23 protein-coding genes are annotated in these 22337 nt (G+C 59.6%); 13 read left to right on the top strand and 10 right to left on the bottom strand.

What is annotated here, in order from left to right:
- The first annotated feature begins 9 nt into the window (after positions 1 to 9).
- From M5B97_RS24010 to trpE, 5 genes are all read left to right on the top strand, one after another.
- The gene (locus tag M5B97_RS24010) at positions 10 to 834 is read left to right on the top strand and encodes an ABC transporter permease (RefSeq protein WP_060757293.1); all 825 of its coding nucleotides are present in this window, start codon (positions 10 to 12) and stop codon (positions 832 to 834) included.
- 84 nt (positions 835 to 918) lie between these two features.
- The gene (locus M5B97_RS24005; protein WP_248732876.1) at positions 919 to 2067 is read left to right on the top strand and encodes an iron-containing alcohol dehydrogenase; all 1149 of its coding nucleotides are present in this window, start codon (positions 919 to 921) and stop codon (positions 2065 to 2067) included.
- 82 nt (positions 2068 to 2149) lie between these two features.
- The gene (rpe, locus tag M5B97_RS24000; protein ID WP_046035020.1) at positions 2150 to 2824 is read left to right on the top strand and encodes a ribulose-phosphate 3-epimerase; all 675 of its coding nucleotides are present in this window, start codon (positions 2150 to 2152) and stop codon (positions 2822 to 2824) included.
- Positions 2821 to 3639, top strand: coding sequence for a phosphoglycolate phosphatase (locus tag M5B97_RS23995; RefSeq protein ID WP_060757295.1), 819 nt, complete (start codon positions 2821 to 2823; stop codon positions 3637 to 3639). The genes rpe and M5B97_RS23995 overlap by 4 nt, the downstream gene beginning before the upstream one ends.
- A gap of 68 nt (positions 3640 to 3707) precedes the next feature.
- On the top strand, positions 3708 to 5189 hold the full coding sequence (gene trpE, locus M5B97_RS23990) for an anthranilate synthase component I (RefSeq protein ID WP_248732875.1): 1482 nt from the start codon (positions 3708 to 3710) through the stop codon (positions 5187 to 5189).
- Between the two features lie 73 nt (positions 5190 to 5262).
- On the opposite strand, the gene estP is transcribed toward trpE, so the two are convergent.
- On the bottom strand, positions 5263 to 7182 hold the full coding sequence (estP, locus tag M5B97_RS23985; RefSeq protein WP_248732874.1) for an esterase EstP: 1920 nt from the start codon (positions 7180 to 7182) through the stop codon (positions 5263 to 5265).
- A 421-nt stretch (positions 7183 to 7603) separates the two neighbouring features.
- On the opposite strand from estP, the gene M5B97_RS23980 reads away from it, so the two are divergent.
- From M5B97_RS23980 to M5B97_RS23965, 4 genes are read left to right on the top strand one after another with little or no spacing between them, the layout of a single operon-like run.
- On the top strand, positions 7604 to 8197 hold the full coding sequence (locus M5B97_RS23980) for an aminodeoxychorismate/anthranilate synthase component II (protein WP_134658970.1): 594 nt from the start codon (positions 7604 to 7606) through the stop codon (positions 8195 to 8197).
- 9 nt (positions 8198 to 8206) lie between these two features.
- Positions 8207 to 9256 (top strand): anthranilate phosphoribosyltransferase, encoded by a 1050-nt coding sequence (trpD, locus tag M5B97_RS23975; protein WP_060757299.1) that lies wholly within the window; start codon positions 8207 to 8209, stop codon positions 9254 to 9256.
- Complete coding sequence (gene trpC, locus M5B97_RS23970) at positions 9253 to 10089, top strand: indole-3-glycerol phosphate synthase TrpC (protein ID WP_134658968.1); 837 nt, start codon at positions 9253 to 9255, stop codon at positions 10087 to 10089. Before trpD ends, trpC begins: the two co-directional genes overlap by 4 nt.
- 2 nt (positions 10090 to 10091) lie before the next feature.
- Complete coding sequence (locus M5B97_RS23965) at positions 10092 to 10787, top strand: lipoate--protein ligase family protein (protein WP_134658966.1); 696 nt, start codon at positions 10092 to 10094, stop codon at positions 10785 to 10787.
- Here M5B97_RS23965 and crp read toward each other — a convergent pair.
- Positions 10784 to 11428, bottom strand: coding sequence for a cAMP-activated global transcriptional regulator CRP (gene crp / locus M5B97_RS23960; protein ID WP_134658964.1), 645 nt, complete (start codon positions 11426 to 11428; stop codon positions 10784 to 10786). The genes M5B97_RS23965 and crp overlap by 4 nt on opposite strands.
- Before the next feature lie 247 nt (positions 11429 to 11675).
- Between crp and M5B97_RS23955 the strand changes: the two genes are divergently transcribed.
- A complete protein-coding gene (locus M5B97_RS23955; protein ID WP_005792019.1) occupies positions 11676 to 12098 on the top strand; it encodes an OsmC family protein in 423 nt (140 codons plus the stop codon).
- A gap of 62 nt (positions 12099 to 12160) precedes the next feature.
- Here M5B97_RS23955 and coq7 read toward each other — a convergent pair whose 3' ends face one another.
- The 6 genes from coq7 to hemJ form a co-directional block, all read right to left on the bottom strand.
- Positions 12161 to 12808, bottom strand: coding sequence for a 2-polyprenyl-3-methyl-6-methoxy-1,4-benzoquinone monooxygenase (gene coq7 / locus M5B97_RS23950; RefSeq protein WP_123717337.1), 648 nt, complete (start codon positions 12806 to 12808; stop codon positions 12161 to 12163).
- A gap of 117 nt (positions 12809 to 12925) precedes the next feature.
- Positions 12926 to 13264 carry a histidine triad nucleotide-binding protein gene (locus tag M5B97_RS23945; protein WP_122487311.1) on the bottom strand — a complete coding sequence of 113 codons (339 nt, stop codon included), beginning with the start codon at positions 13262 to 13264 and terminating at the stop codon, positions 12926 to 12928.
- Positions 13265 to 13310: 46 nt separating this feature from the next.
- The gene (locus M5B97_RS23940; RefSeq protein ID WP_248732873.1) at positions 13311 to 14099 is read right to left on the bottom strand and encodes an SDR family oxidoreductase; all 789 of its coding nucleotides are present in this window, start codon (positions 14097 to 14099) and stop codon (positions 13311 to 13313) included.
- 64 nt (positions 14100 to 14163) lie between these two features.
- Positions 14164 to 15126: a DUF805 domain-containing protein gene (locus M5B97_RS23935; RefSeq protein ID WP_134658960.1), complete on the bottom strand. Its 963-nt coding sequence runs from the start codon at positions 15124 to 15126 to the stop codon at positions 14164 to 14166.
- Positions 15127 to 15195: 69 nt separating this feature from the next.
- Entirely contained in the window at positions 15196 to 16158 is a 963-nt protein-coding gene (locus M5B97_RS23930; RefSeq protein ID WP_065904588.1) for a nitronate monooxygenase family protein, read from the bottom strand.
- Between the two features lie 25 nt (positions 16159 to 16183).
- Positions 16184 to 16612, bottom strand: coding sequence for a protoporphyrinogen oxidase HemJ (gene hemJ, locus M5B97_RS23925; protein WP_123717341.1), 429 nt, complete (start codon positions 16610 to 16612; stop codon positions 16184 to 16186).
- Between the two features lie 136 nt (positions 16613 to 16748).
- On the opposite strand from hemJ, the gene argC reads away from it, so the two are divergent.
- Both argC and erpA read left to right on the top strand, forming a co-directional pair.
- Positions 16749 to 17783 carry an N-acetyl-gamma-glutamyl-phosphate reductase gene (gene argC / locus M5B97_RS23920; RefSeq protein ID WP_123717342.1) on the top strand — a complete coding sequence of 345 codons (1035 nt, stop codon included), beginning with the start codon at positions 16749 to 16751 and terminating at the stop codon, positions 17781 to 17783.
- Positions 17784 to 17948: 165 nt separating this feature from the next.
- Positions 17949 to 18299 carry an iron-sulfur cluster insertion protein ErpA gene (erpA, locus tag M5B97_RS23915; protein WP_008077999.1) on the top strand — a complete coding sequence of 117 codons (351 nt, stop codon included), beginning with the start codon at positions 17949 to 17951 and terminating at the stop codon, positions 18297 to 18299.
- 86 nt (positions 18300 to 18385) lie between these two features.
- On the opposite strand, the gene M5B97_RS23910 is transcribed toward erpA, so the two are convergent.
- Positions 18386 to 19477 (bottom strand): anhydro-N-acetylmuramic acid kinase, encoded by a 1092-nt coding sequence (locus M5B97_RS23910; protein WP_248732872.1) that lies wholly within the window; start codon positions 19475 to 19477, stop codon positions 18386 to 18388.
- A 3-nt stretch (positions 19478 to 19480) separates the two neighbouring features.
- On the bottom strand, positions 19481 to 20893 hold the full coding sequence (locus tag M5B97_RS23905) for a peptidoglycan DD-metalloendopeptidase family protein (RefSeq protein WP_134658954.1): 1413 nt from the start codon (positions 20891 to 20893) through the stop codon (positions 19481 to 19483).
- Positions 20894 to 21101: 208 nt separating this feature from the next.
- Here M5B97_RS23905 and tyrS point away from each other — a divergent pair, with 208 nt between their 5' ends.
- Complete coding sequence (gene tyrS / locus M5B97_RS23900; protein WP_248732871.1) at positions 21102 to 22301, top strand: tyrosine--tRNA ligase; 1200 nt, start codon at positions 21102 to 21104, stop codon at positions 22299 to 22301.
- Positions 22302 to 22337: the final 36 nt, after the last annotated feature.

Below are 22337 nucleotides of genomic sequence, written 5' to 3'. Positions count from 1 at the left end.
GACCTTGCGATGTTGAGTCCTTATATGTCGCCCGTGGAGCGCCTGTGGTTCTACAGCCTGCGGATCTTGTGCGGCTTGATCCTGCTGTTCCTGATACTGCCCGTGCTGGTGATCATCCCGCTGTCGTTCAACAGCGGCAGTTTCCTGGTGTACCCGCTGCAAGGTTTCTCCCTGCATTGGTACCAGGATTTCTTCGCCTCGGCCGAATGGATGCGCGCGTTGAAGAACAGCATCATCGTCGCTCCGGCCGCTACGGTGCTGGCCATGGTGTTCGGCACATTGGCCGCGATTGGCCTGACCCGCGGCAATTTCCCCGGCAAGGCGCTGGTAATGGCCTTGGTGATTTCGCCGATGGTGGTGCCGGTGGTGATTATCGGTGTGGCGAGTTACCTGTTTTTTGCGCCGCTGGGCCTGGGCAACAGTTTCTTTTCGCTGATCGTCGTGCATGCGGTGCTGGGCGTGCCGTTTGTGATCATTACCGTGTCGGCGACCTTGCAGGGCTTCAACCATAACCTGGTGCGGGCGGCAGCCAGTCTGGGCGCCTCGCCATTGATCGCGTTTCGCCGGGTGACCTTGCCGTTGATCGCGCCGGGGGTTATCTCCGGGGCGCTGTTTGCCTTTGCCACCTCGTTCGATGAAGTGGTGGTGACGCTGTTCCTCGCCGGCCCTGAGCAAGCGACCCTGCCGCGCCAGATGTTCAGCGGCATCCGCGAGAACCTCAGCCCGACCATCGCCGCTGCCGCTACCTTGCTGATTGCCTTTTCGGTCCTGCTGTTGCTGACCCTGGAATGGTTGCGCGGGCGTAGCGAGAAGCTGCGTACCGCGCAGGTGTGACGACCATTCAGCTGCTGAATGGCTGACAACCCTGCAGAGGGAGCTACTCTTGTGCCTGCCACCCTTCAATAAGAGGCCGCGCACATGAGTACTTCCTCATTCAAGATCGCCCACAAGCTGCTCACAGGCCCAGGCGCCATTGAACAACTGGCTGCCGAACTCACGCGCCTGGATGTGGATAACCCGCTGATCGTCACCGACGCGGCCTTGGTCAAGTCCGGCACGGTGGCGCTGGCGTTGGAGCACCTGGGCGAGCGCAGCTATGAAATCTTCGACCGTGTGCAGCCCGACCCGGAAATTGCCATCGTCGAAGACTGCATGCAGGCCTATCGCGACGGCGGACATGATGGCTTGATTGGTGTGGGTGGTGGCAGCGCCATTGATATCGCGAAATGTGTCTGCGCTTATGCTGGCTATCATGGTGAGCTGTCCGATCTGTTCGGCGTCGATCAGGTGCCACGCAAGGGGCCGCCACTGATTGCTATCCCGACTACGGCCGGTACCGGCTCGGAGGTGACCAATGTGGCGATCCTCTCCGACAAGGTCGCGCAGTTGAAAAAAGGCATCGTCAGCGATTACTTGCTGCCGGATGTTGCTTTGATGAGCCCACAGATGACCCTCACGTGCCCGCGCGGGGTGACTGCCGCCAGCGGTGTAGATGCTTTGGTGCACGCCATTGAAGCCTACCTGTCGCTGAATGCGTCGCCGATTACCGATGCACTGGCCATTGGTGCGATCAAGTTGATTGCCGGTGCGCTGCCCAAGGCTTACGCCAACCCTGGGCATCTGCAGGCACGTGACGACATGGCTACCGCCAGCCTGATGGCCGGCATGGCGTTCGGTAATGCGGGGGTGGGTGCCGTGCACGCGTTGGCGTATCCGTTGGGCGGACGTTTTCATATTGGTCACGGCGTGAGCAACGCCCTGTTGCTGCCCTATGTGATGCAGTGGAACAAGTTGGCTTGTGTCGAACGCATGCGCGACATTGCCCAGGCCATGGGCGTGAATGTCACCGGCTTGAGTATGGTTGACGCGGCCGACCAGGCCGTCGAGGCGATGACACGGCTGTGTGCTGCCGTGGAGATCCCGGCGGGCCTGCGCAGTTTCGGGGTTCCCGAAGACGCCATTCCGGCCATGGCCACGGAAGCCGCGGGCATTGAACGCCTGATGCGCAACAACCCGCGCAAGCTCAGCGTGGCGGATATCGAGAAGATCTACCGCTCGGCGTACTAGCCATTGAGCCAGGTCACGGTGCGCGGGGCAAAGCATGAGGTATACAATGCGCGCCATCGTGATTTAGCTCAAAAGGTGCGTCATGCAGCCCTTCGTCATTGCTCCATCGATTCTCTCCGCCGACTTCGCCCGCCTGGGTGAGGAAGTGGACAAGGTATTGGCCGCCGGTGCGGACTTCGTGCATTTCGATGTCATGGACAACCACTACGTACCCAACCTGACTATCGGGCCGATGGTCTGTGCGGCGTTGCGCAAGTACGGCATCACCGCGCCGATCGATGCACACCTGATGGTCAGCCCGGTGGATCGCATCATTGGCGACTTCGTCGACGCCGGTGCGACCTACATCACCTTCCATCCGGAAGCCTCGCTGCACGTCGACCGCACCCTGCAATTGATCCGCGAAGGCGGCTGCAAGGCGGGCCTGGTGTTCAATCCGGCCACCCCGCTGAGCGTGCTTGAATACGTGATGGACAAGGTCGACATGATCTTGCTGATGAGCGTCAACCCGGGTTTCGGCGGGCAGAAGTTTATCCCCGGCACGCTGAACAAGCTGCGTGAAGCCCGTGCGCTGATCGATGCGTCCGGCCGTGATATCCGCCTTGAAATCGACGGCGGGGTCAACGTCAACAACATCCGTGAAATCGCTGCCGCAGGTGCAGACACCTTCGTGGCCGGCTCGGCGATTTTCAACGCCCCGGACTACCAGGAGGTCATCGACAAGATGCGTGCCGAACTGGCGCTGGCGCGTCCATGAGCGGTTTTGAGCGGCTGTTCCCCGGCAAGCTGCCACGGCTGGTGATGTTCGATCTGGACGGTACCTTGATCGACTCGGTGCCCGACCTGGCGGCGGCGGTGGACGAGATGCTGCTCAAGCTGGGGCGCAAACCGGCGGGCATCGACTCGGTGCGCGAATGGGTGGGTAACGGCGCGCAGATGCTGGTGCGCCGGGCTTTGGCCAATCATCTGGACGCTGACGGCGTAGACGATGTCGAGGCCGAACACGCCTTGGAACTGTTTAACGCCGCTTATGAGAGCAGCCACGAACTGACCGTGGTTTACCCGGGCGTACGCGACACCCTCAAATGGCTGAGCAAACAGGGTGTGGAAATGGCGCTGATCACCAACAAGCCTGAGCGTTTCGTCGCGCCGCTGTTGGACGAGATGAAAATCGGCCGTTATTTCCGCTGGATCATCGGTGGCGACACCCTGCCGCAGAAGAAACCTGACCCGGCGGCGCTGTTCTTCGTGATGAAAATGGCCAATATCCCGGCATCCCAGTCGTTGTTTGTCGGCGATTCACGCAGTGATGTGCTGGCGGCGAAAGCGGCGGGGGTGCAGTGCGTGGCCCTGAGCTACGGCTACAACCACGGCCGGCCGATTGCCGAAGAATCCCCGGCGCTGGTGATTGACGACCTGCGCCAGTTAATCCCCGGTTGCTTGGGAGCGGGCGCTGAGATAACGTTGCCCGACGTTGATTCAAACCCTTCTGGAAATCCCATCGTGGTGGTCACTCGCAAACTCTGGATGAAAGTCATCAAGGCCCTGGCCCGCTGGCGTTGGCGCGCCTGACTGATCCTGGCCGCGCTGCGGCACGTTTGCCTACCTGACCGTTTGACCCTCAAGCCACGAGGCACCTCATGATCCGCGAAGAATTCCTGCGTTTGGCCGCTGCCGGCTATAACCGTATTCCCATGGCCTGCGAAACCCTGGCCGACTTCGATACGCCGCTGTCGATCTATCTGAAACTGGCCGACAAGCCCAACTCCTACCTGCTGGAATCGGTACAGGGCGGTGAAAAATGGGGGCGTTACTCGATCATCGGCCTGCCGTGCCGTACCGTGCTGCGGGTACATGACCATCATGTGAGTATCACCCATGATGGCGTCGAGATCGAAAGCCATGACGTAGAAGACCCGCTGGCCTTCGTCGAAACCTTCAAGGCGCGCTACAACGTACCGACCATTCCCGGCCTGCCGCGTTTCAACGGTGGCCTGGTGGGTTACTTCGGCTACGACTGCGTGCGCTACGTGGAAAAACGCCTGGGTAAATGCCCGAACCCGGATCCGTTGGGTGTGCCGGACATTCTGCTGATGGTCTCCGATGCCGTGGTGGTGTTCGACAACCTCGCCGGCAAGATGCACGCGATCGTCCTGGCAGACCCATCCCAGGCGGACGCATTCGAACAAGGCCAGGCCAGCCTCGAAGCCTTGCTGGAAAAATTGCGCCAGCCGATCACTCCACGTCGCGGGCTGGACCTCAGCCGTCCGCCTGCCGCTGACCCGGTGTTCCGCTCCAGCTTCACCCAGGATGACTACGAGCGCGCAGTCGACACCATCAAGGAATACATCCTTGCCGGTGATTGCATGCAGGTCGTGCCGTCGCAACGTATGTCCATTGACTTCAAGGCGGCACCGATCGATCTGTATCGTGCGCTGCGTTGTTTCAACCCGACGCCCTATATGTACTTCTTCAACTTTGGCGACTTCCACGTGGTGGGCAGTTCGCCGGAAGTGCTGGTGCGCGTCGAGGACAACCTGATCACTGTGCGCCCGATTGCCGGTACTCGCCCACGTGGGGCGACCGAAGAGGCGGACCTGGCGCTTGAAGAAGACTTGCTGAGCGACGACAAGGAAATCGCCGAGCACCTGATGCTGATCGACCTGGGCCGCAACGATACCGGGCGTGTCTCGGAAATCGGCTCGGTGAAACTCACCGAGAAGATGGTGATCGAGCGTTATTCCAACGTGATGCACATCGTCTCCAACGTGACCGGCGAGCTGAAGGCCGGCTTGACCGCGATGGACGCGTTGCGGGCGATCCTGCCGGCAGGCACGTTGTCGGGTGCGCCGAAGATTCGTGCGATGGAAATCATCGACGAACTGGAGCCCGTCAAACGGGGTGTCTACGGCGGAGCAGTGGGTTATTTCGCCTGGAACGGCAACATGGACACCGCCATTGCGATCCGCACCGCGGTGATCAAGGACGGCGAACTGCATGTGCAGGCCGGCGGTGGGATTGTGGCGGACTCGGTACCGGCCCTTGAGTGGGAAGAAACCCTGAACAAGCGCCGCGCGATGTTCCGTGCGGTGGCGTTGGCAGAGCAAACCCCGCAGGGTTGACTCACCTGGAGATCAAGCTGTGGAAGGGAGTAACCCCCTCCCACAGCTTGGTCTGCGCGCTATCAAAGCTTCATCAGAAGTCCAGGCTTACACCCGCGCTGACCCCTTGCTGGGTCACGTTGTCATCCTTTCTCACGTTATATGCAGCCCTCAGTGCCAGTTCCTTTGTGAGCTTATGGCTGACACCCAGGCTCAGGCGGTCCGAATTGCTGCGGGGCGTGTAGCCATCCAGTTTGAAGTCGATTCCCGGCACGCTGTTGAGTGAAATCTTCACCTTCTGGGTGTCATTTTCGAACTCGTGCTCGTGGGCTACCTCGCCAAAGACTTGGGTTTGCGGCGTCACGCGGTAGCTGCCCTGCAGGCCGACGCCGAGGCGCCTGGAGTCGCGTTGTTGATCGGCGAAGGTCAGTGCCGTGGAGCGGCTGTCTTTTTCCGAATAGCCATCCACTTCGACCCGCGAGTAATCGGCGCTGACAAAGGGTGACAGGTGCCAATCGCTGCCTGGAGCGGCGATGTCATAGCCTGCGCGACCACTCAAGGCCCACAGCCAGCCGTCGGTGTCGCCTTTCTCCGAGCCTTCGCTGACGCCCAGGGCGAACTTGCGCTTGAGGCTGTCGAAGTCCAGCTTGCCGCCGGTCAGTGCGGCATCGGCCCACCAGTGGTTTTGCTGGTACTGCGCGAAAGCACTTCCCATGTAGCTGTTGAGCTTGTAGTCCGAATCGCGGGCGCCGGCTTCGAGCGTCTGTCGATACAACCCGGCAGCAATCCCGACGCGCCAGCTGTCATTGAGCCGGTAGCTGCCGCCGACATTGACGTTGTAGCCATTGCCGTCACCGCTGGCCGAGCTGTTTTGATCATCGAAATCCAGGTGCTGGCCGCCACCCGCGACAATCGCTCGCCATTGGCCGACCGCCTGCCAGTAACCGTTGTCGGCCTGCCACTGATTGCGCAGTTCATCCTGGTGCGCACGTAGGGTGCCTTGGGCCATCTCCGGCAGAAGGCTCAGCTCCCATGGCGCCGCGAGCATTGAATAGGCGTAGTCGGCGATCAATTGTTGCCCGGCGATGGTGGGGTGCACTGAATCGTTGTAGATCAGCTTGGTCGGATCGGGGGTGGTGCCGCCAAGTCCATAGGTCGGGTTGGCACAACTGGGGTCGGTGAAGCACGTACCGGTGAGGTTTTGCCCGGTGGCCAGGCCGAAGCGGGCAGGGTCGGCGAAGGTTTCCTTCAGCAACAGCGGAATGTTCAGCGGGATAATCTCGGCGTCGATCTGCGACAGGCGCTGGACAAGCGACTGGTTGAACATGTTACTCAGGGCAGTACTCGCCCCTTGGGCCGGTGTACCGTTAATGGCCGGTGTCAGCCCCAGGTCGGGCAACATCCACACCATGATGTAGCGCGCGCCCGCTTGTTGCAGCGCTTGTGCGCTGTCGGCCAGGCGCGCGCCTGCGGCAACGGCTTGGCCGGGGCTGAGTACGCGACCTTGCAAAAAGTCATTGCCGCCACCGGAGAGGAAATACAGCACGTTGGGGTCGGCTCGTCCGCCATTGGCCGGTAGATAACCCTGACGGCTGCGCAATACGGTACCGCCACCCGCGTTGCCGGGGGGAATTGCCGCGTTGGAGACGGAGGTGATGGAGTCCAGAACATTGTCGGTACGGTAGCCGCCGACCGCCCAGTTGTTCCCGTCAGGCAGGCCCTGTGCTGCGCGAACCGGTGAGGTGGAGGCATTCAGGTCGTTAGGCGCGACACCTAGCCTGGCACCCAATAAGGTCGATGAGACCAGGCCGTAGTCGCCCTGGAAATTCGGCCCGGTGCGGTTGGTAAAGCGCAAGGTGGCTCCGGCGTTGCCATCGGGGAACTGGCCGGCGTCGGCGAGGCTGTCGCCGAAAACCACCATGGTTGAGTAGGGGGACGAGGCTGCAAACGCCTGCGCGCAGGCCAGTGACAGAAGGCAGCCGGCCAGCGGCGCGAAGAACGGTGGTCTGAGCATGAAAAATTCCATTTAGTTGTTTTTGTATCGCCGGTGAAACACTAGCAATGTTTTCAGGCTTTTCTTCAAGGAGGACAGTTTTTTCCTACAAGGACGCTGTCGTGATACCCCCGTATTCGTTGCTCCATATTGCACCGCTGGCGAGGCTACGTTACTGTGCCTGAACGTATGAATGAGACCCTCCCCGTGTTGATCATCAGCAAACTCTTGATGCGAGTAGTCAAGGCACACGCCCGTTGGCGTTGGCGCGCCTGACATTTTTCTCTGCCGGCCTGGCCGGACCTGTACCGATTTGCCTTCTGCACCCTCTGTTTGACGCCCTTGCCAGCTCATCCTGGCACCGGAACGTGCGTCTGGCAGCGGGACACTCTTTTGGAAGGCGGTCATTCGAAATCAGTGAATTCAAGAGGTTTGAACCCACATGTTGCTGATGATTGATAACTACGACTCCTTTACCTACAACGTTGTGCAGTACTTGGGCGAACTCGGTGCCGAGGTCAAGGTGGTGCGCAACGATGAACTGACCGTGGCCGAAATCGCTGCCCTGAACCCGGAGCGCATTGTGGTTTCGCCGGGGCCTTGCACGCCGACAGAAGCCGGCATCTCCCTTGAAGCGATCAAGTACTTCGCCGGCAAGTTGCCGATCCTGGGCGTGTGCCTGGGCCACCAGTCCATCGGCCAGGCGTTTGGCGGTGACGTGGTGCGCGCGCGCCAGGTGATGCACGGCAAGACCAGCCCGGTGTTCCATAAGAACCTGGGCGTGTTCCACGGTCTCAACCTGCCGGTGACCGTGACCCGGTACCACTCGCTGGTGGTCAAGCGCGAGACACTCCCGGAATGCCTGGAGCTGACCGCCTGGACCCAGTTGGAGGACGGCACGGTCGACGAGATCATGGGCCTGCGCCACAAGACACTGAATATCGAAGGGGTGCAATTTCATCCCGAATCAATCCTGACCGAGCAGGGCTACGAGCTGTTCGCCAACTTTCTCAAGCAGAGCGGCGGCACGCGCTAAGGACTTTCCATGGATATCAAGACTGCCCTGAGCCGTATCGTCGGCCATCTGGACCTGAGCACCGCTGAAATGAGCGATGTGATGCGCGAAATCATGACCGGTCAGTGCACCGATGCGCAGATCGGCGCCTTCATGATGGCGATGCGCATGAAGAGCGAGAGCATTGATGAGATCGTGGGCGCCGTGTCGGTCATGCGTGAGCTGGCGGACAAGGTCGAGCTCAATACACTCGACGGTGTGGTCGATGTGGTCGGCACCGGCGGTGACGGCGCCAATATCTTCAACGTGTCGACGGCTTCATCCTTTGTGGTGGCCGCCGCCGGTTGCACCGTGGCCAAGCACGGTAACCGCGCGGTCTCCGGCAAAAGCGGCAGCGCCGACTTGCTGGAAGCCGCCGGCATCTACCTGAACCTGACACCCGTGCAAGTGGCGCGCTGCATCGACAGCGTGGGCATTGGGTTCATGTTTGCCCAGTCCCACCACGGTGCGATGAAACACGCGGCAGGCCCGCGCAAGGATCTTGGCCTGCGTACCCTGTTCAACATGCTTGGCCCGCTTACGAATCCGGCCGGTGTGAAACATCAGGTGGTGGGGGTGTTCAGCCAGGCGCTGTGCCGGCCATTGGCCGAAGTGTTGCAGCGTCTGGGCAGCAAGCACGTGCTGGTGGTGCACTCCAAGGATGGTCTGGACGAGTTCAGCCTGGCGGCCCCGACCTTTGTAGCGGAGCTGAAGAATGACCAGGTCAGCGAATATTGGGTCGAGCCCGAAGACCTCGGTATGAAAAGTCAGAGTTTGCACGGCCTTTCGGTTGAAAGCCCGGCTGCGTCGCTGGAGCTGATTCGTGATGCCCTGGGCCGTCGCAAGACTGAAAACGGCCAGAAAGCAGCGGAAATGATTGTTCTGAATGCTGGCGCGGCACTTTACGCAGCGGACCACGCCTATAGTCTTAAGGAAGGTGTCGCTTTGGCCCACGATGCGTTGCACACCGGTCTGGCTCGCGAGAAACTCGAAGAGCTGGGAGCATTCACCGCAGTGTTCAAGATGGAGAATGAAGGATGAGTGTTCCGACCGTTCTGGAAAAAATCCTGGCCCGCAAAGCCGAAGAAGTCGCCGAGCGCCGCGCCCGCGTGAGCCTGGGAGAGCTTGAGGCCAAGGCGAAAGCCGCTGACGCCCCTCGCGGCTTTGCCAATGCCTTGATCGCCCAGGCCAAGCTAAAACAACCGGCCGTGATCGCCGAGGTCAAGAAGGCTTCTCCAAGCAAAGGCGTCATCCGCGAAAACTTTGTTCCGTCGGAAATCGCCGTCAGCTATGAGAAGGGCGGGGCGACTTGCCTGTCTGTGCTGACCGATATCGACTACTTCCAGGGTTCCGACTTGTTTCTTCAGCAGGCCCGCGCCGCGTGCAAGTTGCCGGTGATTCGCAAGGATTTCATGGTCGACCCTTACCAGATCGTCGAAGCCCGTGCCCTCGGTGCCGACTGCGTGCTATTGATCGTCTCGGCGCTGGATGACGTGAAGATGGCCGAGCTGGCGGCCGTGGCTAAAGGCGTCGGGCTGGATGTGTTGGTCGAAGTCCACGATGGCAACGAGCTGGAGCGTGCACTGAAAATCCTCGACACCCCGTTGGTGGGCGTCAACAACCGTAACCTGCACACCTTCGAAGTCAGCCTGGAAAACACCCTCGACTTGCTGCCGCGTATTCCACGGGATCGCCTGGTGATTACCGAGAGCGGTATCGTCAACCGAGCTGACGTTGAGCTGATGGAAATCAGCGGTGTGTATTCGTTCCTGGTCGGCGAGACATTCATGCGCGCCGAGAATCCGGGGGCGGAGCTGCAACGCCTGTTCTTCCCGGAACGTGGCGTGGCGATCAGCGGTTCGACCCTGGATTGATGATGACCCAACCCGCGAGAATGACCGTTGAAGCCGGTCTTGCCGCCGAGCAGGATTTGTTGGCGGCCGTTTGCGCGGGTGAGCAGGCGTTTGGGCTGTTGTTTTGGCAGCCCAGCGATCAAGCTTTGGTCATGCCGCGCCGTTTGAGTCGGCTGCCGGCATTCGAAACCGCCAGCCAGGTTTCAGCGGATGCCGGTTGGCCAGTACTGCTGCGTGAAACCGGCGGAGAACCGGTGCCGCAGTCGAGTGCGACGGTCAATATCGCCCTGGTCTATGCACCGCCGCGCAGCGAAGGCGACCAGAATCGTATCGAAACCGGTTACTTGCGCTTGTGCCAGCCGATCTGCGATCTACTCAACGAGTTGGGCGGCGATGCTTCTGTCGGTGAAATCGACGGTGCGTTTTGTGACGGTCGCTATAACGTCAACCTCAATGGCCGCAAAATGGTCGGCACCGCCCAGCGCTGGCGACAAAGTGGTGGCCGCCCGGTGGGGCTGGTGCACGGTGCATTGCTGCTGGATAACGACCGTGAGGAACTCATTGCGGCGGTCAATCGCTTCAATGAAGCCTGCGGTCTCGACCAGCGGGTGCGCGCCGGTAGCCATATTGCCCTGCACGAAGCCTTTCCCGCGCCGGATGCGATCGCCCGGTTGGACAGCGCGTACCGTCAAATGCTGACCCGCTTCGTGCCGGTTTAACGGGTACCGAACACCACCATCGTTTTACCTTTGACGTGCACCAGGTTGCGCTCCTCCAGGTCCTTGAGCACGCGGCCGACCATTTCCCGTGAACAACCGACAATACGCCCGATTTCCTGGCGCGTGACCTTGATCTGCATGCCATCGGGATGGGTCATGGCGTCGGGCTGTTTGCACAGTTCAAGCAGGCAGCGAGCCACGCGACCGGTCACATCAAAGAATGCCAGGTCGCCAACCTTGCGCGTGGTGTCGCGCAGGCGCTGGGCGATCTGGCCACTCAGGGCATACAGAATGTCGGGGTCATGCTGGGCCAGTTCGCGGAATTTTGTGTAGCTGATCTCGGCCACTTCGCATTCGACCTTGGTCCGTACCCAGGCGCTGCGTTTCTGCTCCTTACCCGCCTGTTCGAACAGCCCGAGTTCCCCAAAGAAATCCCCGGTATTGAGGTACGCGATGATCATTTCGCGGCCTTCGTCATCCTCGATCAAGATGGTGACTGAGCCCTTCACAATGAAGAACAGTGTTTCCGAGCGTTCGCCTGCGCAGATGATGTTGTGCTTGGCCGGATAGCGACGGCGCTGGCAATGCATCAACAACTTGTCGAGGTTCTTGATCTTGGGTGTGGGAGTAAGAGCAACCATGGTTGTATCCCGAAAGACTACAGGGGTGTGATTGGAGTTGTTTTTATCCAACGGTGTCGGCATTGATACACGCTGCGCAAAAGATGGCAATGCGCCATTGATTTGGCGCCAGCTTAACAGACACATTCTGATTCGATTGATGATTTTGCCTGGTAAACGCTGTCATTGATCGCTTTCATGCGCAACGCTGCTGTTGCGGGGCCCTGTGCTAAGCTGGCAACCCTTTTTTAGCAGTGGAGTCTGGGTGATGAAGGCACGCATCCAATGGGCGGGCGAAGCCATGTTCCTCGGTGAGTCGGGCAGTGGCCATGTAGTGGTCATGGACGGCCCGCCGGAAGCTGGTGGCCGTAACCTGGGGGTACGCCCGATGGAAATGCTCCTGCTGGGTGTCGGCGGTTGCAGCAATTTCGACGTGGTCAGCATCCTGAAGAAGTCCCGCCAGGCCGTTGAAAGCTGCGAAGCCTTTCTGGAGGCCGAGCGCGCTACTGAGGACCCGAAGGTATTTACCAAGATCCACATGCATTTCGTGGTGAAGGGGCGGGCGCTGAAAGAAGCCCAGGTCAAACGTGCCATCGAGCTGTCGGCTGAAAAGTATTGCTCGGCGTCGATCATGCTCGGCGCGGCCGGTGTGGCGATTACTCACGACTACGAAATCATTGAGTTGGGCTGACGCAACGGCCAAAAGGAAAAGGGCGCTTCGATAGCGCCCTTTTTTGGTCAAGTTGTTTGCACTTACAAGCGGTAGGTGCTTTTGGTCATGACCTTGGCCAACAGGCTCATGCCAAACCTCACCGGCGCGGGGAAGCGGAAGCCGCCGGCATCCAATGCGCTTTCTGCGTGGTGTTCTTCATCAATGCGCATTTGCTCAAGGATGGCCCGGGACTTTTCGTCCTCCGCCGGCAATTGCTCCAAGTGCTCATCCAGATGCTTGCATACCTGATGTTCTGTCGCCGCGACAAACCCGAGGCTGACCTTGTCGCTGATCAAGCCGGCAGCCGCGCCGATGCCGAACGACAAACCGTAGAACAATGGGTTCAGCACGCTGGGGTGGCTACCCAACTGGCGAATGCGTTGCTCGCACCAGGCCAGGTGGTCGATTTCTTCTTCGGCTGCATGTTCCATCGCTGCGCGTACCTGCGGCAGCTTGGCGGTCAGCGCCTGGCCCTGGTACAGCGCCTGGGCGCACACTTCACCGGTATGGTTGATACGCATCAGGCCGGCAACGTGGCGGGTGTCGGTCTCGCTCATCTGCGCGTCGGGCTGCACGATGGCGGGTGATGGGCGGTACGGCTGGCCACTGAATGGCAACAGCGTGCGCATGGCCATGTCGGCTTGCAGCAACAGACGGTCAATCGGCGAGTAGTGACGTTGGGTAGTCATGCTGACCTCCGGGAGGAATCTCGGCGGCCAGTTTACCGCAAGAGAGGGTGAAGCGTTTGCGCTGAGTCTAGGGCATGGGGTCGCAGCCTTGGGCCGCGACCTGCGCAGCGAGGGTGATCAGCCCGGTGGCCAGTTCATCTGACGCTGACCCAGCACGTGCATATGGATGTGATAAACCGTCTGACCGCCTTTCGGGTTGCAGTTCATCACCACCCGGAAGCCTTCCTCGCAGCCTTGTTCCAGGGCCAGGCGCTGAGCGGTGAATAGAATATGGCCGGCCAGGGCTTTGTCTTCCTCGGTCAGGTCATTGAGCGTGGGGATATGTTTCTTCGGGATAACCAGGAAATGCACGGGCGCCGCGGGATTGATGTCCTTGAAAGCCAGGACCTGATCATCTTCGTAGATGATATCCGCGGGTATTTCTCTGTTGATGATCTTGGTGAACAGAGTATCCACAGCTGTTTCTCCATTATGAAAGTGCAGGGTGAGTGTACCCAGGCCGTCAACGTGGGCAATAGGCCTTGTTGATCGCGCCGGCGATCTTGCGGGTCAGCCAACGTGGGCTGAAGCGCGGGCTGAAGGCCAACCAGCGGTTGCGTCGCCCAGGGATGATGATGGCTTTGTTCCTCTCCAGTGCACGCACAGTGTAGAGCGCCACTTCTTCCGGGCTCATCAGTTGCCCGCTGCGGTCGAGCTTGGCGGTGTCCATTTGCGCGGTGCCGAAGAATGCCGTGCGGGTAGGGCCGGGGCACAGGACTGAGACTTTGATGCCACAGGTCTTCAGCTCTTCGCGCAGACCTTCGGAAAAGTGCAGTACATAAGCCTTGCTGGCGTAGTAGCTGCTCATCCACGGGCCGGGCTGGAAGGCGGCGACTGAGGCGACGTTGAGAATCTGCCCGCCACCCTGCAGCGCCATGGCATTGCCAAGGGCGTGGCACATGCGGGTCAGGGCCAGGATGTTGACTTCGATCAGGTCTTGTTCGGTCATCCAATCCTGGGCCAGAAATGGCCCGCTGGTACCGATGCCGGCGCAGTTCACCAGCAGGTCGATCTGACGTTCGCCCTCTTCCAGTTCCAGAAGAAACCCCGACAAACGCAGGGGTTCGCCCAGGTCACAGGCACGAAACAGCACCTCGACGCCAAAGCGTTGAGTCAATTCGATTGCAATACTTTCCAACTGATCACGCTGGCGGGCCACCAGAATCAGGCTGCGGCCGCGCCGGGCCAGGGCTTCGGCCAAGGCCAGGCCGATGCCGCTGGAGGCGCCGGTGATCAGAGCGTAACGGGTCATGCCTTTCTCCATCGCAACGCCGCCGAGCCTGTGACAGAGGCATCACAGGCGGGCGGGCGTTTCTTCACTGTTCTGGAGAGTCTACAGGTTCGGCTGCTTCATCAGCACTTTGCGCGTCTTCTTCATCAACGATAACGCTTTGATCGGTGGCGTCATCGGAGGTGATCGAGCTGTTTTCGTAGCCACCGTCCATGTTGGCTTCGAGTTGATTCAGGTAGCCGTTCATACCCAGCGTGACCACGATAGCCAGCATCACTGGAATAAACGCCAGCCACAGGGTAGCCAGGACTTTTACCGCGGTGGAGTTGCGCGGTGGTGGCGCACCGTACTGGTTGGCGCCTGCGTTCCCCGGCAATACCAGCAGCAGGATCGGGAAGACGCTGTTGACCAACGGGACCAGGTTCAGGAACCACAACCAGCCGGACCAACCCAGGTCATGCAGCCGCTGCACTGCGATTTGCACGCTGACCCAGAGAATGGCCACGAACAACGCAAAGCCCAGCAGCGAGCCCAGGATGATACCCGCCGTCGGCGAGGCGGTTGCGACGGCAAAGCCCGCCGTGGCGATGATGCCGGAGGCGACGAGCATCGCTACGGTCAACACCAGCGTCCAGGCCAGGTACCGCAGACGCCCGATACGTCCGTGGATGGTGAACACATTGAGGGTGGCGTATTCCGGCAAATCATCACCCACGGCAGCGCGTGGTGGCGCATAGGGCGAGGCGGCAGGCTGCGAGAAGTCGGCGCTGCCGGACGTCGTCTCGTGTGTTTCTGCAAGGCTGAAGGCCACGGGTTGTTCGGCTTCGATACGTGCGTCGACCCCGGCGTTTTTCAGTGCGTTGAGATAGGTCTCGGCGTCCGGGCGGGACAGGTCGCGTTTCAGTGCAACGGGGCGGCCGGTAAAGAGCTTTTCGATGGCTTCGACTTCACTCTTGAACAGCTCGGCGAGGTTCAGCTTGGCAGTGGTGCTTTCGACACCCGGGAGCAATGCTCCATCAAACACAATCTTAAAACGGTTGTCGCTCATGCGGGCATCCTTGTCATTTGTGAGAGAAGAGTGGCAGGCCGGCTGCAGTCAGCCGGTGCTGCAAGTGTATCAGCGTGGCCAGCGTAACTGTGCCGCCTGCTCGCGGGCCTTGCGGTATTCGGCATCCAGACGGGCGACGAGTTCGTCCACGCTGGGTAAATCATCAATTTCCCCGACTCCCTGGCCGGCAGACCATACGGTCTTCCAGGCTTTGGCCTCGTCACTCAGCGGCTTGAGCTTGGAACCGAAGTTGACTTCACCTTTGCCTTGAAGAGCTGCGAGGTCGAAACCGGCGTTTTCCAGGCTCTGGCGCATGAAGCTGGCGGGTACGCCGGAGACTGCTGGAGTGTGCACGATGTCGGCGGCCCGCGATGTGAGCAGCATCTCTTTATAGGCATCCGGGGCGTGACTTTCGGTGGTGCCGATAAAGCGCGTGCCGAAATACGCAAGGTCGGCTCCCAACAGCTGGGCGGCGAGGATCTCGTGCCCATGATTCAGGCAGCCGGCCAGCAGCAGCGTTTTATCGAAGAATTGGCGTATCTCGGCGATCAGCGCGAAAGGGCTCCAGGTGCCTGCATGGCCTCCGGCGCCTGCCGCTACCGCGATCAGGCCGTCGACGCCCGCTTCTGCGGCTTTCTCGGCATGGCGCCGTGTGGTGACGTCGTGAAACACCAGGCCGCCGTAGCTGTGCACGGCATCTACCAGTTCCTTCACCGCGCCGAGGCTGGTGATGACGATGGGAACCTTGTGTTCAACGCAGATCGCAAGGTCAGCTTCCAGGCGTGGGTTGCTGTTGTGCACGATCAGGTTGACGGCGTATGGCGCGGGGTTGTCCAACTGCGCCAGGCCCGCTTCGATTTCCTCCAGCCAGGCCTTGAAACCGCTGCTTTCGCGCTGGTTGAGCGCCGGGAAACTCCCGACCACCCCGTTGCGGCAGCATGCCAGGACCAGTTGCGGGTTGGAAATCAGGAACATCGGCGCAGCCACTACCGGAAGGCGCAGACGTTGTTCAAGCAAAGCGGGCAGCGACATTGGAGGTACCCCGTATGATGTGAAGTTAGAACGGTTTGACCACGACCAAAATTACGATAGCCAGCAATATCAGAACCGGCACTTCATTGAACCAGCGATAAAAGACATGGCTGCGGGTGTTTTCGCCACGGGCAAAACGTTTTACCTGAGCGCCGCACATGTGGTGGTAGCCGATCAGCAGTACGACGAGAGTGAGCTTGGCGTGGATCCATGCACCTGATTGAAAGATGCCCGGGTTAAGCGCAAGCATCCAGATGCCGAATACCAGCGTGGCAAGCATCGCCGGCCCCATGATGCCGCGGTAAAGCTTGCGTTCCATCACGCTGAAGCGTTCTTTGCTGACGGTGTCCTCACTTTGAGCGTGGTAGACGAACAGGCGCGGCAGGTAGAACAGCCCGGCAAACCAGCAGACGATGCTGACGATATGGAAGGCTTTGACCCATAGATAGAGCATTTTTGGTTATTCCCAAGGTTCACGGTAGCCAAGATAGTAGTGGCTCATGCGTCCGTACGTCACGTTGGCGGTTGTCGCAGGACGATGCGGCCCCTATTATCGACGGCTTTCCAGTGGGTTCGTTGAGGGCAGGTTTATGGTCAAGGTCGGTATCGTCGGCGGCACGGGTTACACCGGTGTCGAATTGCTGCGTCTGTTGGCTCAGCATCCGCAGGCAGAGGTGGTCGTCATCACTTCCCGATCCGAGGCCGGGCTGGCCGTGGCCGATATGTACCCGAACCTGCGAGGCCATTATGACGGCCTGGCATTCAGTGTTCCGGACATCAAGACCCTGGGGGCTTGTGATGTGGTGTTTTTCGCCACGCCTCACGGTGTGGCCCATGCATTGGCTGGCGAACTGCTGGCGGCCGGCACCAGGGTGATCGACCTGTCCGCAGACTTCCGCCTGCAGGATGCCGATGAGTGGGCCAAGTGGTATGGCCAGCCCCATGGCGCACCGCAATTGCTGGAGGAAGCGGTGTATGGCCTGCCTGAAGTCAATCGTGAGCAGATCAAACAAGCGCGTCTGATTGCCGTGCCGGGTTGCTATCCGACTGCAACTCAGCTGGGTTTCCTGCCCTTGCTGGAAGCCGGGCTGGCAGATACCTCGCGTTTGATTGCAGACTGCAAGTCTGGGGTGAGCGGCGCCGGCCGTGGCGCGGCAGTAGGTTCCCTGTACTCCGAGACGTCGGAAAGTATGAAAGCCTATGCAGTAAAAGGGCATCGCCACCTGCCGGAAATTCGCCAGGGGCTGCGCCGTGCTGCCGGTAAGGATGTAGGGCTGACCTTTGTGCCGCACCTGACGCCGATGATCCGTGGCATTCACTCCACGCTCTACGCCACTGTGGTCGATCGCTCGGTTGATCTGCAGGCGCTGTTTGAAAAGCGTTATGCCAACGAGCCGTTCGTCGACGTGATGCCTGTCGGCAGCCACCCGGAAACCCGCAGCGTACGCGGTGCCAACGTATGCCGTATTGCCGTGCACCGTCCGCAGGATGGCGACCTGGTGGTAGTGCTGTCGGTGATCGACAACTTGGTCAAAGGTGCGTCGGGCCAGGCGGTGCAGAATATGAACATCCTGTTCGGCTTGGATGAGAAGCTGGGACTGTCTCACGCGGGCATGTTGCCTTAAGAAGGTTTCATGACTGTGCAAAAGGCCCGTTTATCGGGCCTTTTGCGTTTTTAATGGCGTGAGAACAGATTGATATACCGTAACAATAGTTGACCGCTTTTCTAGGAGAAGCGGATAATGCCGCCCATTACGCATATGGCGGCGCTACGCCGGGAGATTATCAGCATGAGCGTTGAATCCTTCACCCCCACGGCTTTGCAATTCACCCACGGTGCTGCGCACAAGGTGAAGAGCCTGGTCGATGAAGAGGGTAATGATCGCTTGAAGCTGCGCGTGTTTGTTACGGGCGGCGGTTGTTCAGGGTTTCAGTACGGTTTTACCTTCGATGAAGACGTGGCCGAGGACGACACTATAGTCGAGCGCGAGGGCGTCAGCCTGGTCGTTGACCCGATGAGTTTCCAATACCTGGCAGGTGCCGAGGTGGATTATCAGGAAGGTCTGGAAGGTTCGCGTTTCGTGATCAAGAACCCGAATGCCACTACGACCTGTGGTTGCGGATCTTCGTTCTCGATTTGATCGATGGCCTGATCGACAACCAATAAAAACGCCGCTTGGCTTTGATCGGCCAAGCGGCGTTTTGCTGTCTGCGATTGCGGGTGACGTCAGGCGGGGTAGATCGCGCCCAGAACCCTAAGCCCCCGCGCACCCGTGACGCTTGGACGGTTGGCGGCGATGCCTTCGAGGCAGCAATGGGCCAGCCAGGCAAAGGCCATGGCTTCAACCCAGTCGGGACTTACACCGTAGGAAGCGGTGCTGTCGACCTGAGTGTTGGGCAGCAGTGCGGCCAGTCGCTTCATCAGCGTGGCGTTATGGGCGCCGCCGCCACAGATCAGCAGGGTCTGCGTCTCGGATTGTGCAGCTTGCAGAGAGTCGACGACGGTCAGGGCGGTTAACTCAAGCAGGGTTGCCTGTACATCCTGAGGTTGGAACGCAGGTAATTTGCCGAGGTGTTGTTGCAGCCATTTCAGGTTGAACACTTCGCGCCCAGTACTCTTCGGGCCTTTGGTCTGGAAGAAGGGGTCGCTGAGCAGCGCGTTGAGCAACTGGGGCTCGACCTTGCCACCGGCCGCCCATTGGCCGTCGCGGTCAAAGTGCTCGCCGCGTTGGTGGTGAATCCAGGCGTCCAGCAACACGTTGCCCGGGCCGCAGTCGAAGCCCGCTACAGGCTTGCCGGTTTCAATCAGGCTGAGGTTGCTGAACCCGCCGACGTTCAATACGGCACGGTTACCGGTTTGTTCACCGAACAACGCCTCATGAAAGGCGGGTACCAAGGGGGCTCCCTGACCGCCGGCGGCTACGTCACGGCTGCGAAAGTCACTGACCACAGTGATGCCGGTCAACTCGGTGAGCAGGGCAGGGTTGCCGATCTGAACGGTGAAGCCCCGCGCGGGTTCGTGGCGGATGGTCTGGCCATGGCTGCCAATCGCGCGGATGTCCTGGGGCTTCAGGTTTTGCTGGGCCAGCAAGGCTTGGATGCCGCGAGCGGCCAGTGTTACCCAGTGCTGCTGGGCGATGGCCGATCGGGCTATCTCGTCCGGGCCGCTGGCGCACAGGTCCAGAAGCGCGGTGCGCAGGCTGTCCGGCATGGGAATGTAGTGGGTGGCGATCAAGTTGATCGCCGGGTCTTGTTCAATCAAGGCGATATCCAGGCCATCGAGGCTGGTCCCGGACATCACGCCTATATAGAGCGCCATACCTTAACGCTTCGCCGAAGCCAGCAAGGTGGAGCGTTCCTGATCCATGCGCGCCATCAGCGGCTGGCTTTGTTGCAGGAAGCGTGCACGCTCGGCCTTGGCGATTGGATCGGCCATTGGCAGCTTCTGGCCCAGCGGGTCAACGTGGACACCGTTGACCTGGAACTCATAGTGCAAGTGCGGGCCGGTAGACAAGCCTGTGGTGCCGATATAGCCAATCACTTGGCCTTGTTTCACGGTGCCGCCTGTTTTTACGCCTTTGGCAAACCCCTGCATGTGTCCGTACAGCGTACGGTAGGTGTTGCCGTGCTGGATGATCACTGTGTTGCCGTAACCGCCACGACGACCGGCCAGCAGGACTTTACCGTCACCGGCCGCCTTGATTGGCGTGCCGCGAGGGGCTGCGTAGTCGACGCCTTTGTGGGCGCGGATTTTGTTCAGAATTGGATGCTTGCGACCCATGGAGAAACGCGAGCTAATACGAGCGAAGTCCACCGGAGTGCGGATGAATGCTTTGCGCATGCTGTTGCCATCGGCGGTGTAGTAGCTGGTATTGCCTTGTTTGTTGGTATAGCGAACCGCCGTGTAGGTCTTGCCGCGGTTGGTGAATCGTGCGGAAAGAATGGCGCCGGTGCCGACGACCTTGCCGTTGGCGACTTTCTGCTCGTAGATCACATCGAATTCATCACCCTGGCGGATGTCTTGGGCGAAGTCGATGTCGTAGCCGAACACACTGGCCATGTCCATGGTCATGCTGTGGGACAGGCCGGCGCGGGCAGCTGACTGAGACAGGGAGCTGTTGATGACGCCGTGTACGTAGGCAGAGCGCATGACGGGCTTGGCGGTAATGCGGTTGAAGGCGAAACCTTTGGCGCCCTTGGTCAGGGTAATGCTTTCCAGGTCGCTGATACTGCTGTGCAGGTTGTTCAGTTGGCCGTCTGGCGTCATTTCAAACTCAAGCTTCTGGCCGCGCTTGAGCTGGGTGAACTGCTTGGCTTGTTTATCGCTGGCCAATACCTCATTAACAGTGGCGGCGGGCAAGCCTGCTTTCTCAAACAGGGTTGACAGCGTGTCGCCTTTCGCCACGACTACTTCGCGATGCAACGGGTTCTTGGCGGGGGCTGCAGCAGGCGGCTCCTGAGCGGCCTGTTGAGTCTCCTCAGGCGCACTTTCTATCTGTGCAAAGGGTGATTCAACGGGGGCATTTGTGGCTTGTTGGGCGTCGGAGGCGTCTTGATCTTGTGTCAGTTGTTCAACCGGGCTTTCCAGGTCAAGGCTCAGGGATGTTCGTTTGGCTTCTACGTCACTGGAAGGGAATACCAGAAGTGCCAGGCTGAGAAGAGCGGCGATCCCACTTGCGGCGAGCAGGTGGGTCTTCGGGTAAAGCGGCGGCGCTTTAGACGGTTCTGTGGTCATAAGTAATTTGACTTTGAAGATGAAATGGAAAAGATGAATGACATGATGAAGATGAAATAACTGTATAAAATATAACCAAATCATCTGTGGCGCAAGCTCGCGAACGCTGGGCTTGCTGAGTAGTGTCCGTACGTAGGGCAAAACTTGTAATTAGTCCCTGATCTTGTATGGTTGGTTCCCTTTTGAATTCGAGCCTTGCGGGTCTGTTATGAAGTCGGTTGAAGAGCAGCTAGCGCTGATAAAACGTGGTGCGGAAGAACTGTTGGTCGAGGCCGAGCTGATCGAAAAGCTCAAGCGTGGCCAGCCTCTGCGTATCAAGGCTGGCTTTGATCCGACAGCGCCGGATCTGCATTTGGGGCATACCGTGCTTATCAATAAGTTGCGCCAGTTCCAGGAGCTGGGACATCAGGTCATTTTTCTGATCGGTGATTTCACCGGGATGATCGGTGATCCGAGCGGCAAGAGCGCGACGCGTCCTCCGTTGACTCGTGAGCAGGTTCTCGACAATGCCGAGACCTATAAGACGCAAGTATTCAAGATCCTCGATCCCGCCAAGACCGAGGTGGCGTTCAACTCCACCTGGATGGATCAGATGGGGCCGGCGGACTTCATTCGCCTGACCTCTCAGTACACAGTCGCACGCATGCTTGAGCGTGATGACTTCGATAAGCGCTACTCCACCAATCAGCCGATTGCTATTCACGAGTTCTTGTATCCGCTGGTTCAGGGGTATGACTCGGTGGCATTGCGTGCGGACGTCGAGTTGGGCGGCACCGATCAGAAGTTCAACCTACTGATGGGGCGTGAGCTGCAGCGTGCGTATGGGCAAGAGGCTCAATGCATTCTGACCATGCCTTTGCTGGAGGGGTTGGATGGCGTCAAGAAGATGTCCAAATCCTTGGGTAACTATGTGGGTATCCAGGAAGCCCCAGGGGTGATGTACGGCAAGCTGGTTTCTATTCCGGATGCGTTGATGTGGCGTTACTTCGAACTGTTGAGCTTTCGCTCGATGGATGAGATCAACGCATTGCGTGCCGATGTCGAGGCGGGTGCGAATCCGCGGGACGTCAAGATCAAGTTGGCGGAAGAGATCGTTGCGCGTTTCCATGGCGAAGAGGCTGCGGCCAATGCTCACCGTGCTGCGGGTAATCGCATGAAGGATGGCGAGCTGCCGGACGATCTGCCTGAGGTCGAGTTGACTGCTGCAGAGGCTATGCCGATCGCGGCCGTCCTTAATAAGGCGGGCCTTGTGAAGAACTCGGCGGTGGCGCGTGATCTGCTGGGTTCTGGTGGTGTGCGTGTGGATGGTGAGGTGGTTGATCGCACCTTTATATACCAGCTCGGCGCCACCCATGTTTGCCAGGCCGGGAAGAAGGCATTTGCGCGTATTTCGCTCAAGGCTGAATGAAGCTGAAATTAAGTGTTGACGGCGAATTATATCTGT

This window comes from Pseudomonas sp. MWU13-2517 (assembly GCF_023242545.1).
Lineage (GTDB): Bacteria > Pseudomonadota > Gammaproteobacteria > Pseudomonadales > Pseudomonadaceae > Aquipseudomonas.
This window is presented reverse-complemented; position numbering and strand designations above follow the sequence as displayed.